This is a genomic window from Oenococcus oeni, assembly GCF_020510245.1.
Classification (GTDB): domain Bacteria; phylum Bacillota; class Bacilli; order Lactobacillales; family Lactobacillaceae; genus Oenococcus; species Oenococcus oeni.
On sequence record NZ_CP084701.1, the window covers coordinates 171,538 to 188,389 of the forward strand.

Annotated in this window: 17 protein-coding genes and 2 pseudogenes; 12 read left to right on the forward strand and 7 right to left on the reverse strand. The window is 36.3% G+C overall.

Annotated features, from left to right (window positions below; translation table 11 throughout):
* Positions 1–31: 31 nt before the first annotated feature.
* The 4 genes from J3U91_RS00895 to J3U91_RS00910 all read left to right on the forward strand — a co-directional run bounded on the left by J3U91_RS00895 (position 32) and on the right by J3U91_RS00910 (position 3,010).
* Positions 32–937, forward strand: a complete 906-nt coding sequence (locus J3U91_RS00895) for a GH25 family lysozyme (RefSeq protein WP_002818115.1) — start codon at positions 32–34, stop codon at positions 935–937.
* 150 nt (positions 938–1,087) lie between these two features.
* The gene (locus J3U91_RS09965) at positions 1,088–1,249 is read left to right on the forward strand and encodes a hypothetical protein (RefSeq protein ID WP_002818116.1); all 162 of its coding nucleotides are present in this window, start codon (positions 1,088–1,090) and stop codon (positions 1,247–1,249) included.
* Positions 1,227–1,652: a GNAT family N-acetyltransferase gene (locus J3U91_RS00905; RefSeq protein ID WP_002818117.1), complete on the forward strand. Its 426-nt coding sequence runs from the start codon at positions 1,227–1,229 to the stop codon at positions 1,650–1,652. Before J3U91_RS09965 ends, J3U91_RS00905 begins: the two co-directional genes overlap by 23 nt.
* 416 nt (positions 1,653–2,068) lie before the next feature.
* Positions 2,069–3,010 (forward strand): alpha/beta hydrolase, encoded by a 942-nt coding sequence (locus J3U91_RS00910; RefSeq protein WP_002818119.1) that lies wholly within the window; start codon positions 2,069–2,071, stop codon positions 3,008–3,010.
* Positions 3,011–3,086: 76 nt separating this feature from the next.
* On the opposite strand, the gene J3U91_RS00915 is transcribed toward J3U91_RS00910, so the two are convergent.
* Both J3U91_RS00915 and J3U91_RS00920 read right to left on the reverse strand, forming a co-directional pair.
* Entirely contained in the window at positions 3,087–3,803 is a 717-nt protein-coding gene (locus J3U91_RS00915; RefSeq protein WP_226489960.1) for a helix-turn-helix domain-containing protein, read from the reverse strand.
* Positions 3,743–4,126: an AraC family ligand binding domain-containing protein gene (locus tag J3U91_RS00920; protein WP_226489994.1), complete on the reverse strand. Its 384-nt coding sequence runs from the start codon at positions 4,124–4,126 to the stop codon at positions 3,743–3,745. The genes J3U91_RS00915 and J3U91_RS00920 overlap by 61 nt, the downstream gene beginning before the upstream one ends.
* 288 nt (positions 4,127–4,414) lie before the next feature.
* Between J3U91_RS00920 and J3U91_RS00925 the strand changes: the two are divergent.
* Both J3U91_RS00925 and J3U91_RS00930 read left to right on the forward strand, forming a co-directional pair.
* A pseudogene (locus tag J3U91_RS00925) lies at positions 4,415–5,660 on the forward strand (MFS transporter).
* Between the two features lie 57 nt (positions 5,661–5,717).
* Positions 5,718–7,693, forward strand: a pseudogene (locus tag J3U91_RS00930) (glycoside hydrolase family 127 protein).
* A 388-nt stretch (positions 7,694–8,081) separates the two neighbouring features.
* Here J3U91_RS00930 and J3U91_RS00935 read toward each other — a convergent pair.
* A complete protein-coding gene (locus J3U91_RS00935) occupies positions 8,082–8,816 on the reverse strand; it encodes a M15 family metallopeptidase (protein WP_002818127.1) in 735 nt (244 codons plus the stop codon).
* 174 nt (positions 8,817–8,990) lie between these two features.
* Positions 8,991–9,566, reverse strand: coding sequence for a TetR/AcrR family transcriptional regulator (locus J3U91_RS00940; protein ID WP_002817482.1), 576 nt, complete (start codon positions 9,564–9,566; stop codon positions 8,991–8,993).
* A 214-nt stretch (positions 9,567–9,780) separates the two neighbouring features.
* Here J3U91_RS00940 and J3U91_RS00945 point away from each other — a divergent pair, with 214 nt between their 5' ends.
* From J3U91_RS00945 to J3U91_RS00970, 6 genes are all read left to right on the forward strand, one after another.
* Complete coding sequence (locus tag J3U91_RS00945) at positions 9,781–10,800, forward strand: zinc-dependent alcohol dehydrogenase (RefSeq protein WP_002818129.1); 1,020 nt, start codon at positions 9,781–9,783, stop codon at positions 10,798–10,800.
* Between the two features lie 226 nt (positions 10,801–11,026).
* On the forward strand, positions 11,027–12,019 hold the full coding sequence (locus J3U91_RS00950; RefSeq protein ID WP_002818302.1) for a glycosyltransferase family 2 protein: 993 nt from the start codon (positions 11,027–11,029) through the stop codon (positions 12,017–12,019).
* A complete protein-coding gene (locus tag J3U91_RS00955; protein WP_226489961.1) occupies positions 12,012–12,539 on the forward strand; it encodes a hypothetical protein in 528 nt (175 codons plus the stop codon). The genes J3U91_RS00950 and J3U91_RS00955 overlap by 8 nt, the downstream gene beginning before the upstream one ends.
* Positions 12,540–12,546: 7 nt before the next feature.
* Complete coding sequence (locus J3U91_RS00960; protein WP_226489962.1) at positions 12,547–13,554, forward strand: glycosyltransferase family protein; 1,008 nt, start codon at positions 12,547–12,549, stop codon at positions 13,552–13,554.
* Between the two features lie 13 nt (positions 13,555–13,567).
* Complete coding sequence (locus tag J3U91_RS00965; RefSeq protein WP_226489963.1) at positions 13,568–14,038, forward strand: hypothetical protein; 471 nt, start codon at positions 13,568–13,570, stop codon at positions 14,036–14,038.
* 128 nt (positions 14,039–14,166) lie between these two features.
* Positions 14,167–14,433 carry a hypothetical protein gene (locus tag J3U91_RS00970; RefSeq protein ID WP_002821003.1) on the forward strand — a complete coding sequence of 89 codons (267 nt, stop codon included), beginning with the start codon at positions 14,167–14,169 and terminating at the stop codon, positions 14,431–14,433.
* Between the two features lie 243 nt (positions 14,434–14,676).
* On the opposite strand, the gene celB is transcribed toward J3U91_RS00970, so the two are convergent.
* The 3 genes from celB to J3U91_RS00985 all read right to left on the reverse strand — a co-directional run bounded on the left by celB (position 14,677) and on the right by J3U91_RS00985 (position 16,837).
* Positions 14,677–16,029 (reverse strand): PTS cellobiose transporter subunit IIC, encoded by a 1,353-nt coding sequence (gene celB, locus J3U91_RS00975; RefSeq protein ID WP_002821005.1) that lies wholly within the window; start codon positions 16,027–16,029, stop codon positions 14,677–14,679.
* A gap of 174 nt (positions 16,030–16,203) precedes the next feature.
* On the reverse strand, positions 16,204–16,527 hold the full coding sequence (locus J3U91_RS00980) for a PTS sugar transporter subunit IIA (protein ID WP_002820083.1): 324 nt from the start codon (positions 16,525–16,527) through the stop codon (positions 16,204–16,206).
* Between the two features lies 1 nt (position 16,528).
* Positions 16,529–16,837 (reverse strand): PTS sugar transporter subunit IIB, encoded by a 309-nt coding sequence (locus J3U91_RS00985; protein ID WP_002820084.1) that lies wholly within the window; start codon positions 16,835–16,837, stop codon positions 16,529–16,531.
* Positions 16,838–16,852: the final 15 nt, after the last annotated feature.

Below are 16,852 nucleotides of genomic sequence, written 5' to 3' on the forward strand. Positions count from 1 at the left end.
AACTTATTGGGTTGATGTGAGATCATTGAGTATGTCTAAATATGCCACGATCATTTCCAATTCAACGATGAATTCAACCTACAAAATTGCCGATTATGCGCGGAATGATGGTACCTACAGCAGCCCTGCTTTAACGTCTTCAAGCGCTTTGGTATCGACAGTCGGTGGAAGAGTTTACGATGGAGATACGGTCACTGTTACAAAAGAGGATGTCACTAAACGGTCCAATGGAACAACCTATACTTATGCTTATGTAACCGACCCGAAGGCCGGAAAATCTTATTGGATTGATTTTCGAGCATTGGCAGCGACAACTATGAATGGTTATGATGAGTCCTCTTATCAATCAGGCATTTCTAATGGAAGCATTTCCGGAAGCTTTGTAATTGTCAAGGCGACCCAGGGAACTGATTATGTTAATCCGGCTGAGGCTAGTGAAGTTGCATCAACCGTAGCCGCAGGCAAAAAATTGGGATTATATTCCTATGCGGAGACAGGCAATGCAATTAGCGAAGCGGAATATTTCGTTAGCAACATTAAATCTTATTTAAAAGATAATCCGATTCTAATACTTGATTGGGAGGGAAGTGCCTTAACTCAAGGCCCGACTTGGGCAAAGCAATGGTTGGACGAGGTTCATAATTTAACGGGTATCCGACCTTTGATTTATATGTCTAAATCTGTGACTAGCGAATACAATTGGAGCTCTGTTGCACCCAACTATGGCCTTTGGGTTGCTGAATATGCCACGACGGCATCAACTGGTTATCAAAGCAATCCCTGGACTAATAATGATGATTATGGAGCTTGGAGTACACCGACAATTTTCCAATATACGGATAATGGTAGTTTGAGTGGTTACGGCGGGGCTTTGGATTTGGATCTCTTTTATGGAGATTTCGAGGATTGGGATCGGTTAGCCGGTTTAGCTTATTAAATTGATAAAAACCTGCCGTGTATCAGTGTTTATATTCGTTTTTACTAGATTGCCATAGCCCTTTAACATTTGTTTAGAAATGTTAAAGGTATTATTTGAGTATTCTTGTATTATTGTGGTCTTATCGGAATAAAGGAGTTATTTTTATACATGTTTGTTTTAAGTAGTTTTCAAATTGGTCAGCAAATGATTAAACTGGTTTTTCCTGAAGAAAAACAAGCTGAAGAATTGTTTGAAATTATCGAAACTGATCGAAAAGCTCTATCTGAGTGGATGCCTTGGACTAAAAATGTCAAAAGCAAAAAAAGATGAAATTGAATTCATCAATTATGCCAGAGAAAAAAATGCTAAATATCAGCTGTTGGAATTAGCAATTATTGCTGGGAACCAACCAATTGGAATGATTGATTTACATAGTATTGATAGAGATGATCGCCGAGCAGAGGTTGGATATTGGATGTTTAGCAAGTATCAGGGAAAAGGTATTATGACTGAATCTTTAAAACATTTATTGAGTATCGCTTTTAATGAGTTAGATTTAAACAAGATAATCGTAATGGCCGATTCTAAAAATGAAAAAAGTAGAGCAATTCCTCAACGACTAGGTTTTAGACAAGAAGGTACTCTTAAAGAAGAAATTTTTATGAATAAACAATTCAGGGATCTTGATGTCTTTGCCATCACCACTAGCGAATATAAAATTAAAAATAGTTAGTTGAATAAATAGCAATATGTCAAATGGAGCTGAATATTTTGGAAGCGGGTCCGATTACTTGTTTTGCTTAAGAATTTTAAAAACTTATCTATTTGTATGGACTGTCTTCACTCATAAATAAAAACGGAACCGCATTGTATTCAGTAATAATTCCAGTGATCCATATCAACTAGCTGATATTTCTCATCAAAGGATGTGATCTTATTAGTTTCAAGGCGAGATATTTAATAGTATCAAATCCTTTGATTCGACAATTTTAGATAGAAATATAAATAATATATTTTTAATTTAACATAGAAGCTCTAGAATTGGATTAACAAAAGATTCGATTTATTTTAATTGTTTTTGAGCGAAAATAAGCCAAGTTTTATTGCATCAAATATGATTAAGGTATCTTCATGTAGGAGCGTTCAATCATGAAAAATAAAGGTTTGTTATTAAAAGTTTCAACCGGTCTGGCAGCTGTTTCTTTTTTATTCAGTGAATATTTATTCAAAATTTCATTTAAAAGAGTTGATCATGTGCCGGAAACATCACAAGAGAAACAAAAATATGCGGCAAGTTATTGGGAATACGTTGACTGGTTCAGAAGAATAAATAAAGAGCATTGGACTTTCCAAACAAAAAATGAAACGGAGCGAATGTCGGCTTATTTCATTCCTTCAAAAGAGGAAAACTCAAAAAAAGTTGTGATTATCGCTCACGGCTACAAAGGCAACGGAGAAACTATGTCTAGTTATGCCAAGATGTTTTATGAGATGGGGTTCAATGTGCTTCTGCCTGACGATCGTGGTCACGGACAAAGCATGGGTGAATATATAAGTTTTGGCTGGCTTGATCGTCTCGATTATTTGCAATGGTTGAAAAAAATAATTAAACGAGTCGGTCCAAAAAGCGAAATTCTTTTGTTCGGTGTCAGTATGGGCGCTTCAACAGTTGAAATGTTGAGCGGCGAAGATTTGCCATCACAGGTTAAATGCGTTATTGCAGATTGTGGTTATTCCAGTATTGATGAAGAAATGACTTTTTTGTTGAAACATCATTATCATCTTCCCAAGTACCCTTTTTATCCGCTGGTGAGCACGATCAATCGTTATCGTTTGGGATATTATCTCGGAGATGTTTCTTCGGTTGAACAATTAAAGAAAAACAAATTACCTATATTTTTTATCCATGGTGAAAATGATGATTACGTACCAAGCTATATGTCATTGGAAAACTACGAAGCAACAACGGCAGCCAAAGAATTGTGGATTGTTAATAATGCAACTCATGCCGAAAGTTATTGGCTCGATCCTTTAGAGTATAAAAAACGTATTAAAGATTTTTTGAATAAATATTTTAATGATAAAAATTAAAGAGTAATAAATTAATTAATATTTAATTTTTGCTTATCAATCTATAAACGTTTTATTTTTTATGTAATATCTATTATTATTTTTTCACCAAGAAGTCATTTTCTTTAATATTTCCATTCTCTGGAATGAAGTCAATTGAATCAGCAATATCCTTAGGTATTGGTATTTGAGGATCTATGTGTGGATTATTTAAGTGAATCAGATGATATGATTTACGATATTCAGTTGGAGAAAGGCCAAGTTCCTGATGGAACTTTCGAATGAATACTTTTGAGTCGTTAAAGTAAGCTCGACTAGAAATTTGTTTTACTGACATTTCGGTTCTAACCAGTAATGTCGTTGCTACTTCGATTTTAAGATGATTTAGATACTGTAACATCGTCATACCGGTACATTTTTTGAATATTCTTGTTAAATAATCAGGATTCAATTCGAGCTGTTTAGCAATTCCTGGGACAGTTAATGTTGATGATATATGCGCTCTTATCCACTCTTTAATAAAACTGGCCCGGCTGTCCTCTTCATTTATATAGCTATTGGAAATATACGAATTAAATAATTGAATTAACAACGCCGAAGTTAGATAATCTCTCATTTGCAAATATGAAGACTCGCTTCGAGAAGACAAAATTTGATGTATTAAGATTACTGACTGCTCATAATCTGCCAAGGTGAATTTATTGGGAAGAAGAATTTTTCGATCTTTGGAAGGATTATTTTTTACACTGTCAATCAAATCACTTTCTTTGAGATTAATTTTTGATTCTTTGAATCTTGAAAAAAATGTAACCAATAGAAGTCAACACCTTGAGTTGAGTTTTTGTATCCAAAAAAATTTATAAAAGGTGGGATTAATAAAACTTCTCCGGCATTTATAACATATTGCTCTTGGTCTAATTGAATATAAATTGGTCCTTTGACACATAGAATGATTTCATAATCTCCCTTATGAAACATTCTTTTGTGTTTCCAATTTTCATGAGCTGTAAATTCCCCTCCTTTATAAAATAGAACCGTTTTTTCAAGTATTACTGAATAGAAATTCATCTTTTCCTCCTCTTTTCGGTCTATATATTTAAGTAGGAAATGGTCACCATTTATACATAAAAATGCCATCTTAGCCAATAAAATAATTTTATATTAGTCGGAAATAGCAACCATATTATCAATTATAGGACTTTAATCATTTTTAGAAAGCGCTTACTATTAAATTGTTTGAAAAAGAACAAATTTAAATTATGAATCAAACCTGGAGGTTTTTAAAAGATGGACACTGTTTCAGATCAAAAAGGGAGCGCCACCAAAGTACAAAAACTTGATGAACGGCTTCCTTTTCATAGAAAGTTGACTTATGGTTTTACTGACATTTCGGGTAATCTTCTTTATTGTATTATCAGCGGATACATGCTTTATTTTTTTACAAACGTTTTTGGTATGAGCATTGGAACTGCTGGTGTTTTACTTTTGATTGGTAGAATTTTTGATGCTGTCGGAGCCCCTGTAATGGGAATACTGGTTGATCATACGCATAGTAAATATGGTAAAAGTCGCCCTTGGTTTTTATGGATGTCATTACCCTTTGCAATCTTTGTTTGGTTGCTGTTTACTACACCAAGTTTGACCGGCACAGCAAAAATTATGTATGGAGCGATTATATATATTGGCAGATTTATCTTATACTGCTGTTTCTACTCCAATCACTTCTGTGCTTCCAAACTTAACTTTAAATTCTGATGATCGTCAAGTTGCTAATTCTATTCGTCTAGTTTTAGGGAATGTTGGCAATTTCTTTGCAGTTACATTTATTTTGCCCTTTGCTAATTTCCTTGGTGGCTCTAATCACCAAAAAGGCTGGTCTCTTGCTGTTGGAGTTTATGCGATTGTCGCTTTCGTATTCTTGATCATTGCCTTTTTTGACATGCGAGAGAAGAATATTGAAAATGACAAAATTATCACGATTAAAGAAAGTTTCAGGGCTGCTAGAGGGAATTGGCCATGGATTTTGATTGTTTTGGCAAATTTAATTTATTGGACTGCTTATATGACGAGAAGTTCCACTTTAGCTTATTATTTTCAGTACAATATGCACAACGAAAATTATATTTCGCTTTTTAATGGTTTTTCAATTATTCAGGTTCTTGGAATGGCTTCCGTTCCATTGTTCGTTAAGTTTTTAAGAAAGTGGGGGACAACAGTTTTTATGCTTGTACTCACATGTTTAGGACAAGCTATTATGGGATTTTCCGGTAATAATCTTACTGGTTTGTTGATCGGCTGGTGCATTGCATGTATCGGGTCCGGAAGCGCCTGCACGATGTTCTTTGCAATGGTTGGAGACACAGTTGATTTTGGAGAATGGAAGAATGGAATTCGGGCAAATGGTTTCTTAACGGCAATTGGAGCATCGTTTTGTATTCAGGTTGGCTCTGGATTCGGCTCATTTATTCCGGCTGAGGTTCTCAAGGCTTTTGGCTTTCAATCCGGTGCTACTTCTCAATCGACGAATGCTATGAATGGAATTTCTTTTAGCTTCTTATGGTTACCAATTATTATTTATATTTTTAGTGTTCTTCTTATGATCGTTTATCGTAAGTGGGAGATGCATGAACCTGTCGTTATTGCTGATCTTGAAAAAAGGCATACTGTTTAATGTTTTTAAAAACTCAGTCTGTATCTTTTAAGACTAGATTTAAAAGGAGAATTAAGAATGCAAACAAAAGTTTCTGAAATTACAGTGAATAATATAGATATTACATCCGACTTTTGGAATCGTTATCGTAAGTTGGTTGTTAAAGAGGTCCTTCCTTACCAATGGCAGGTTATGAATGATCAAGCCGATATCGATATTTCTGATGACCCGCAAGGCAATGGATCAACGAAAAATAGTCATGCCATTGCTAATCTGAAAATCGCTGCTGGATTGATGAAAGGACACCATTATGGATTTCCTTTTCAAGATACTGACGTTTATAAATGGTTGGAGGCAGCTGCTTATTCACTCAAATATAATCCGGATGAAGATTTGAAAAAAATAACAGATGGATTAATTGATTTGATTTCCGAAGCGCAAGAAGATGATGGATATTTATCGACTGAATTTCAAATTGATTATCCAGATCGAAAGTTTAAGCGTTTGAAACAGTCTCATGAGTTGTACACGATGGGACATTATATAGAAGCTGGAGTCGTTTATTATCAGATAACTGGTAATGAAAAAGCATTAAATATTGCAAAAAAAATGGCTAATTGCATTGATAGCAATTTTGGTTTGGAAAATGGAAAAATTCCTGGATATGATGGGCATCCGGAGATCGAGCTCGCTTTGTCTAGACTATACGAAACAACTAGAGAAGAAAAATATCTAAAACTTGCTTATTATTTTCTTAATCAACGTGGTAAAGATAAGAACTTCTTTGATAATCAGATTAAAGAAGACGGCGCATCATCTGATCGGGATCTGATTGATGGAATGCGTGATTTTCCTTTAAGCTATTATCAGGCGAGCAAACCGATCGAAGATCAAAAGACTGCCGATGGTCATGCTGTTCGTGTGGTATATCTTTGCACAGGTATGGCGTATGTGGCTCGTTTGACTGGAGATCAGCAATTATTGGAAGCCTGCCACCGTTTTTGGAAAGGCATTGTTCATCGCAGAATGTATATAACGGGTAATATCGGTTCAACGACTACTGGTGAAGCTTTCACTTACGACTATGATTTGCCTAATGACACGATGTATGGAGAAACCTGTGCATCTGTTGGGCTTTCTTTCTTTGCTAGGCAAATGTTAGCAATTGAGGCCAAAGGAGAATATGGCGATATATTAGAGAAGGAACTTTTTAACGGAGCTTTAGCTGGGATGGCGTTAGATGGAAAACATTTTTTTATGTCAATCCATTAGAGTCTGATCCAATTGCTTCTAAATATAATCCAGGAAAAAAACATGTTTTAACAAAAAGAGCTGATTGGTTTGGCTGTGCTTGCTGCCCAAGCAACGTGGCTCGTTTAGTTGCCTCTGTTGACAAATATATCTATACAGTTAATGGCGATACTATACTATCTCATCAATTTATTTCTAATAATGCTCAATTTGGAAATGGAATAGAGGTTTCACAAGATAATCATTTTCCATGGAGTGGCGAAATACATTATGAAATTAATAATCCTAACCAGCTTGCATTCAAACTAGGAATACGAATTCCTAGTTGGTCGCGAAATAAATTTGGTTTGAAGATTAATGGCAAAAAAATAGACTTAGCTAGTGAAGATGGTTTTATTTATATTAACGTTAATGACGAGTCGTTAACCGTTGATTTGTCCTTGGACATGAATACTAAATTTATGCGTTCTAGCAATAAAGTTAGTTCCAATTATGGAAAAATTGCAGTTCAACGTGGACCGATTGTTTATGCAGCGGAAGAAACGGACAATAAAGCACCTCTCTGGAACTATAAAGTGGAAACTGATAAAGAACCGAAGTACCATTACAACAAAGATTTGTTGGAAGGGGTCGGTACTATTACGGTCAAATCAATTGCCGAAGAAATTAGTCCTGAAGATGGTCCTTTATATTCAACCATTGATGAGGCTACAGCGAATTATGAAACAGATTTAAAATTAATCCCCTATTATGCTTGGGCTAACCGCGAGGAAGGCCAAATGCAAGTGTGGTTAAATAAATAAATTTTTAATAGACAAAGGTGAAATACCTTGTCGTACATAGCTACATTATGGATCTCAATATGGATCAGATCTATAAAAAATAGTTGATGGGAATATCTTTAAGTTATTGACTTTAAAAGATAAGGTGGAGAAAAATTATGAACCTTCTAAAAAAAACAATTTGCTGGTCAACCGATTATAGCTTGGATTTTCCAAATATTATTAATGATACTGGCTTTGCTTATTATGAACCATTTTATTGTAGATAATATAATTGTAATTGTGGCAGCGGGTATTTTAGTTATTCTGACATTTGTTTCTTTGGCATTAAATAATCACGATAGATAAAAAATATTGGATCATTTTTTCTTTTATAAATAATAATTAATTCAAATTCCGGTTATTAGACTTACACCCATGGAAAAAGGGGCTTTGTTGCACCAAAAATTGCATGTTCGGTTCCTTTGTTATAGGCCCAATTTTGGTTGCCATAATCAAAATGCCACCATTCTTCTATATAATTGGTAAAACCAACTTGGGTCATTACGTTATATAAAAATCGCCGATTTTCTTGGACGTGAACTGCTTCTTTTATATTCACTTTACTTTCATTTTCATAAAAAGCGGTTTTAGCTGTCTCTTTAATATCGTCAAATGGGCCTCCCATATCCAACAAACGGCCAGAATTATCTGCGATACTCAAATCAATCGAACCGCCGGTATTGTGGGGCGATGGTTTTTCTATATCTGTTGATGGCAGAGCAACAAGTCTCAACGTAGCAGTCAAAGTTTCTTCTTCGGTAAAATTTGGGTGATCTCTTTTCACAAAATCTTTCATTTTGTAAAATAACGCTTTTTGTGTTTCAATACTTCTCCAACCATCAAAGATCACAAACTTATATCCATTTGGCAGAAGCTTTGCTGCTTCAATAAGTTTGTGCTGCACTTGGTTTCGAATGTATAGATCCGGAAGAGCGCCAGGTATATTTTGTATAAAATATTGGGGACTAACAATTAACTTTTCCGGTATATAACTGACTGAAACTAAGGGATCATTTGATTCTTGAATAGAAACTTTACCGATTTTATTCCATTCCCAAACAGAAGGTGTGGTTTTTATGGAATTTTTTTTAAAATCTTTCATGGCTATTACCTCTAAAATCCAATCACCGCTAAAAGTTTTCAGATTTCTTAAAATAAATTATTAGTCAGAAGATTACCATTATAAAAAATGCTTATGTTTTTCCTTACTATTAATTATATTATTTACTTCGAGTCGTTGAGTAAATTGCTAATTATCTTAATTTGTAATTTATCTTTACTTATTCTTTAAAATCAAAGGCATGGAATTTATTAATATCGCTGCAATTTCTTTTTCTTTTTCTTGGTAATCATTATCCGACCATCTCTTTAAAATAAAAGTGAAGCTTGATTGGAAGGCAATAAAATAATAAGCAAGTTCATTGTCTGTTAATTCTGGTCTTTTCTTTTTTAAGGGATTGATCAGTACTTTATATAATTCTTCAAATCCTTCAGTGATAGGGAAGTCTTGTCTGCTTTTTAAAACGATTGAATATATCCAACCGTTTTCTTTTATAAAAGTTAGGAATTGTGTTAACGATTGAAGGTCGTAAAAGTTGAATTTATCTCGTGGATTCGATTGTTTGATAAAACTTTCGAATAATTCTTTTCTTTTATTTAGTTGAGTAACGTCGAATAATTCATAGATATCTTCAAAATGATCATAAAAAGTCGATCGATTGATATTCGCTTTTTTGCAAACCTGACTAACGCTGATTTCTTTTATTGGGTGCTCTTTGAGCAAATGAAAAACGATTTCTTGAATTTTTCTATGAGTGATTTGCCATTTTTTGTTATGTGTTTCTTCATTCATCTTAATTTTCCAATATTTATCCGGAACACTTTTAATTTACTTTATTTATAAAGCAGTTATTGGTATTTGTATAAACTTTTCTATTTTTTTAAAATTTTGGATAGCTGTAAATCAAAAAATAAAGGCTGTTTCATAAATCCAACACTTGTCTGTAAATTGATGGCTGACATTAACCGACTCTCTTTATAGAATTTAAAGTATAGGAGGCATTTAAATGAAAGCAGCAGTTTATGAAGGAAAAAAAGCAATTAAAATGACTGAGTTGCCAACTCCGAAAGCCGGGCCCAACGATGTTGTGATTCAAAATATTTATGCAGGAATTTGTGGTTCTGATGTCGCTGTCTATAATCACGGATCAGGAACCGGCCACAAAATCGAGACCGACCATGAGTTTGGTCATGAAGCTGTCAGTAAGGTTGTTGAGGTTGGCGACGATGTTCATGATTTTAAAATTGGGGATCGCGTATATCCTTATCCTCTACTTGCTCGTGGAGATCCCAGCCGGGCAGGAAGTATGGGTGGCTTTTCGGAATATATTTTAATTCCTAACGCTAAGTTAAATAGGCAACTTTATCTTGTTCCTAAAGAGATTGATAATCATGTTGCTGCGATGATTGAACCCTTTACCGTTGGTACACGGGCTGCAAAACAGACCAGGCCGGATAAAAATGATAATGCGATTGTCTATGGCACAGGGACGATTGGAATGGCTGCGGCAGTCGCTTTGAAGCATCTTGGGGTCAAACAAGTCATGTTGGTCGATCTTTCAGACTATAGATTGAACGTTGCAAAAGAACTCGGTTTCTTGACTGTTAATTCATCAAGAGATGATGTCAGGAGTCAGGCAATTGAAGCTTTCGGGAAAGCAGAATATTCTTTGCACGGAGAGGCACCAGATACACAGATTTTTCTTGATGCTGCAGGACATAATAGTATTCTTGAGGATTTTCTTCAGTTTGGGCCGGTTGGTAGCCGTTTTGTCACCGTTGGAGTCAATAATAGCAAACCGCAAATTGATTTTCTTGAATTAATTTTTGGCAGCAAATCAGTTGGGGGTTCTGGTGGATATCGTCCTGAAGATGTTCAAACCGTTTTTGAAATCATGAAAGAGCGTCAATCCGATCTGCGTAAGATGGTTAGTCAAGAATTTGATTGGCAGGATCTTGAGAAAGGGATCCAGACTGCTACTGACACAACAATCTCAGAGAAGGTCTTGATCAATTACCATCTATAAAAAGTCAAAACTCTATTCGAATTAATTTTTTGAAAAAAATAAAAAACAGTTCACTAGCTATCTGTGAGCTGTTTTTTATTTATTTTGTTCAAATGGCAAATATAAAGATATACGAAAAATAAAAATAATCGTCATTTGATATCTAGTAATTTATTTAAAATAAAAGACTTTTCATGCTAATCTTTTAAATTAATTTTAATATTCATTACTCTATAATGAAAAAGCAATGGATAAACTTGTTATCGTCATTCCGGCGTATTTCGAAGAAGAGGTTTTGGATTCTACAATTTCAACGCTCACTCAGATTCTTGAACAATTATCTGAAGAAAAGAAGATTAGCGGCGGATCGACATTATTAGTAGTTAACGATGGTTCAACCGATCAGACCTGGTCGATTATCGAAAACTATCATAAGAGCAATCACTTTGTCAGTGGAATCAACCTGAGCCGTAATTATGGCCACCAGAATGCTTTGTGGGCTGGAATGACGGCGGCCAGTGTCGATGCCGATCTGCTTATTACAATCGATGCCGATTTACAGGATGATCCAAAATCGATTATCGAGATGGTTGATAAGTATCATGCCGGTTACGATGTTGTCTATGGCGTAAGGAACAATCGTGAAAGCGATACATTCTTTAAACGGGCCAGTGCCAATTTATTTTACAAATTGATGAATAAACTGGGGGTTAATATAATTCCCAATCACGCGGATTTTCGTTTAATCGACCGGCGTGTCTTAAAGCAGCTTCTGCAGTTCCCGGAAAGAAATCTTTTTTTACGCGGCATGCTTCCGCTGGTTGGCTTTTCGAGTACGAAGGTCTTCTATAAGCGTCGAGCCCGCCAGGCCGGAAAATCGAAATATCCTTTGCATAAAATGCTTTTGCTTGCTTGGGATGGAATCACTTCTTTTAGCGAAGTTCCGATTCGATCGATTATTGTTTTTGGTTTTTTGTTGGTCTTTTTGTCGGCCTTTTACGTCTTGTACGGTCTGATCCGCTGGGCAACCGGTCATACCGAAACCGGCTGGACCTCTTTGATGGTTTCAATCTGGCTGCTTGGCGGGATTCAATTAATCGTCATTGGAATCGTTGGCGAATATATCGGCAAGATTTTTAAAGAGGTCAAACGTCGGCCGCGTTTTATTATCCAAGATGATCTTTATACAAAACCAAAGCCTCCAAGAATGAAGAATTCAGATAGTTCGTCAAATGTTTAAAAGATTAAAAGTTATTTTCGCTTTCAAACAATTACTAATCGTTTTATTGTCAATTGCGATGTTGATCGGGGTTGCTTGTAATCTGGTCTATCCCTTTGAAAATACTAGTTCGCTGATCCTTTTGCCAATTGTTTTTATCGGTCCGCTGTTGGTCTTTTTTCTTTATCGCTATTTAAAAAAACTACCGCCGTTCTTGTTAAAAAGAATTATCCTGATCGCTTTTTTAATCATGGTGCTAGTTCAGATTTACGTTTTTTCGGCAATGCCGGCGACGATTTATCATGACCCCTTTCGGGTTATTCAGGAGGCCGAACAGGTCAGTACCGGAGATATCGACTGGACCAGTGATTATTTTTGGCGTTATCCGAATAACGTTCCGCTAACGGCCCTGGTTGGTTTCTGGTTTAAGTTAACCAACCTTCTGGGCTTGACGCCTAATCTGGCCATTCACATCCTGAGCCTGTTGTTTCTCGATTCAATGATAATCATTTTATTGATGACGGCAGAAAATTACTGGTAATTTGGCTTTGCCGTTTATCGGTCAACTTTTTTTCTTATTGAGCCCCTATGCCTATACCTATAATCTTCAGGTCTTTTATTCCGATTTGCCAATTTATTTTTCGATCTCGGCGTTGTTGTTAATTGTCTTAAAGTGGCAAAAAGCGGATTTTAAATCAAAGAAATGGCGTTTTTTGAGCTTGGTGCTTCTATTCTTGATATGCCTGTTCGCCCAAATCATCAAGCCTAATTTTTTAATCGTTGCCCTGGCGGCTTTCATTACTATCCTGGCGGCTTGGCTTGCAAAAAAGAAAATGATTAAGGTGATCACGATTCCTTTGATCACGATTATCTTGGCGATTCTGATAGCCTTCCCGGCGACGAAATTTTTGGACAATTCAATCAATTTTAAGAATAATGAGCAATATGAGTTACCGATTACACATTGGATATATATGGGGCTGAATCTGAAGAGGGATGGCTCTTATAGTGGGCGCGACACGAAGTCGGCAGTTAAACGGGTGAATATTAATGCTCGAGAAAAAGCCGATATTAAAGGAATTTCTAGGCGCCTGAAAAAAGCCGGAATTTTTAATCTAATTAAATTGTGGACCAGTAAAGTCGCTATTCTGCTGAATGTATCGAAATATAATCATGCGTATACCGGCGGTTATGTATCGGCACCGGCTTGGTTCCAAAAAGGACAAGCTTGGTGGTCGGCTACCGCTTCTTTGGTATTGCGGTTAGCTTTTATCACGATTTATTCCCTGGCATTGATAAGCCTCTATCGCTTATTTAAGGTTAAAGAGGTCAACTACCTGTTGTTGTTCTCTTTATTGATAGCTGTCGGCTATGTAGCTTTCCATACTTTTCTTTGGGAGGTCGAGGGCCGTTATGGCCAGGCGATTACACCGATCCTTTTCTTGCTTATTGCCAACACATTTTCTAAAGCAGCGATTGCAGAAAAGAAAAAAAAAAGATTGGAAGATCCCGCTCTTTATCCTGGCTTTTCTCTCACTGGGTGGTATTTACCTTAAGGCCAACGCCCGTTTGATTAATTCCAGAGGAATTGCCACAATTGCTCAACGCAGTCAGCTTTCCAACCAGTACAATCCTCAGGTTACTTGGCTGGCAGCCCATTCGTCGGTAACGCAAAATGTTTCGATTGCTGCGACAAATGATTATTTTTCAATTTTAAAGGTCAAAGGGAGCAAGGCTGTGGCGACTTTGACCAACCGCACCACAAAACAAACATTCAATATTAACGCCGGCCATACAAAGTACAGCATTCTTAATCAATTAAAACCCGGCGAATATCAAATCAAAGTCACTAATCCAACTGACGATCAACAAGCTATCTGGCTAGTCAAGACCCATAACTACCAGCTCGGACAGGAATCGGCAACCACGCCCGAGCCAACCTGGGGCAAGCGTTCATTTGTCTACATGTTCTCCCAAAACCGGGTTCATGACGACCAGGGTACCTTTAGAATAGTTAAAGTTAAAAAACCTTATAAATGAATTATTAATTTCAGATAGTTTATTTTTAATGATCATCTTCTAATTTTTAATTAACTTGAACAAAAAAATGTCTAGAAATTATATATTAGAATATATATACATTACTAAAAAAGAAAGTTGGCAGACTTATGATTTTTGGTCACATTTTGTTTGGAACAATTTCATTGATTGGAGTTCTTTTACTTGATTATGGTTTTCGTGATGAGTTTAACAGTTTAAATCTTATTCAGAAATTAGCAATTTTCTTCTCTATATTTGGAATCTTCGCAACGGTTGCTTTCGGCTTATTCATGGTTGGCAATTTATTAGCGGGTGCCGTCGTTTCCATAGTTGGTCTTGTGCTTTTGGTATATTTAATCCGTCCGACGGTTAAGGAAAAAAATAGCAATAAGTAAGTTATTTTCAAGGGAAACTGATGGAAAAATAAAAAGGTCTTCTAAATTTGGAAGGCCTTTTTATTAAATTATCAATCGGGAAGTTAGAATATAAAGGAATAAGGAATAAGGAATAATGAAACGGCATATTACTACTTAATTTCCAGGACATTTTAAAAATAAGACCCGCTCTTAGTATCAACTAAAAGTAGGCCTTTAATTAGATAATTTTTTCTAATATTTTTTCTTTGAAAAATGAGAATGCTAAATTTTAGCTGCTTTTTCTTTTTCTTGTTTGAGCAATACATTATCGTAGTGTTTTATAAATGGATACCATACAAGAAAGGCGACAATAGCATCGACAATTGAAAGAACAGCTCCTTTCCAACTAGCTGTTGCAATGAAACCACTTAAACCAACCGGAGTAGGCCAAGGCTGTTGAAGAATAACTTTCGGCACTAATTTGGATGTTATCGCGACGTAGCTGACAATACCTGAGGCTAGAGGGGCACAGATAAATGGAATAATTAGATTAATATTATAGACAATCGGCAAACCAAATAAGATTGGCTCATTGATATTGAAAATAGCAGGGACAATTTCTACTTTTCCAATTTCTCTTAATTGGGTTGAACGGGATCGGAATAACAGCCAGATTGCCAAACCCAAAGTTGCCCCGGATCCTCCGATAATAACGAAAGCGTTCAATGGATCACCGGCAAAGAAGTGAAAACCTCCTTTGGCATTCGATGCCATGTTGGCCAAGACGATTGGTGTGTAAAAGGAACTCATAATAGTTGCTCCATGGACACCAAACCACCATAGGAAGTGAATCAGAAAGACGATAATCAAGAATCCCCACCATGTATCAGCGATGTTGCTAACAAATGAAAATGGAATATAAAGAATTTTGAATATGTCGGTTCCCATAATGATCAAAATGAGATCGATTGCCGCGATCACGAAAGCGACACAAAAACCTGGAATTAATGCGCTAAAGGAGTTAGACACGCCAGCCGGTACTGAAGCTGGCATTTTTATCTGCCAATTGTGTTTTATGGTAAAACGATAGACCTGAACCGTAATCCAGCCAACAATTAGTCCGGTAAAAATACCCACGGCAGCAATTCTTGTAATTCCTGAAGTTGAAACGGCGTAGCCACCACCAATAATATTAACGGCTTTTAGAGACTGAACAAATTGGATACTACCGTTCTTCCAAACTAATTGTGGAACAGTGATGAAGAATGCCATTAAAAACATCAACAGGGCGTTCATTGGAACAACATTTATATGTTCTTCCTCTTGATATATTTTGGTGTACGAATAAGTAAATGTACCAGCAAAAACCAATGCTAAAATACCCATTGTCGAATTATAGACAACCTGGAACAGATTGATAAATCGACCAAGAGTATCAGCATAAAGCGCCGCGAATCCTGGAATTGGAAAAGCCTGCGGCAACACTGTCAAAATTAAAAAAATTGCTCCTATGATTGTAAACGGGATAACACTAAAACCAGCCTGCATAATTGCTCGGACAAATCGCGACCCAGCAAACTTACCAGCTGCTTTTGTCATATTATCTTTAAAGGAGCTTGTTTGTTTATTATCCATGTTATTTCTCCTCAAACTTTGAACTTTCTGTCAAAATAGGACAAATATATTAATAACAAAGAAGCATTCAATCTATAATTTATCCCAATAAATTTATTTTTATTTCAGGATCGGAAAACTAGCGAGTTTATTTTTATCAATTCATTTTATTTCAATCTGTATATCTGCTCGTTATCATTTATCCTCGATCCTTTTATACAGCTCAACTATCTCACCGGCCAGATCACGAAAGGTAATCGCGGTCATGACATGGTCCTGGGCATGGACCATTAACAGACACATTTGGGCGTGTTCTCCGTTTGCTTCTTTAGTCAACATATCAGTCTGGGCGTTATGGGCCTGGGCTAGAAAACGATCGGCTTCTGTTAGTTTTAGTTCGGCTTCTTTGAAGTCTTTTTCTTTTGCGGCCTTAATGGCTAAGAAGGATGCTCCTTTGGCATTGCCGCCGGCGATGATCAGGCTCATGATGACCTTTTGGTTTTCAATCTCTTCACTCATCTTAGCCGATCTCTTTTAAAGCCTGGTTTAAAACTTTTTCTCCGTTCATCAGCCCATAGTCCTGCATGTTAATTACTTCAACTGGGATTTTGACCTTTTCTTTAAACTGGGAGAGCATATAGCTGACCTGGGGTCCGAGCATTAAAATATCCGGCTGTTCGCTTTCTAGTTTGTTATCGGCATCGGAAGCAGCCGTGGCAAAGATATCAACATCTTCTCCCTGCTCTTTAGCCGCCTTTTGCATCTTGCTTACCAGTAGGCTGGTCGACATCCCGGCCGCACAAACCAACATTACTTTTTTCTCTGCCATTATTGTTCCTTTCAC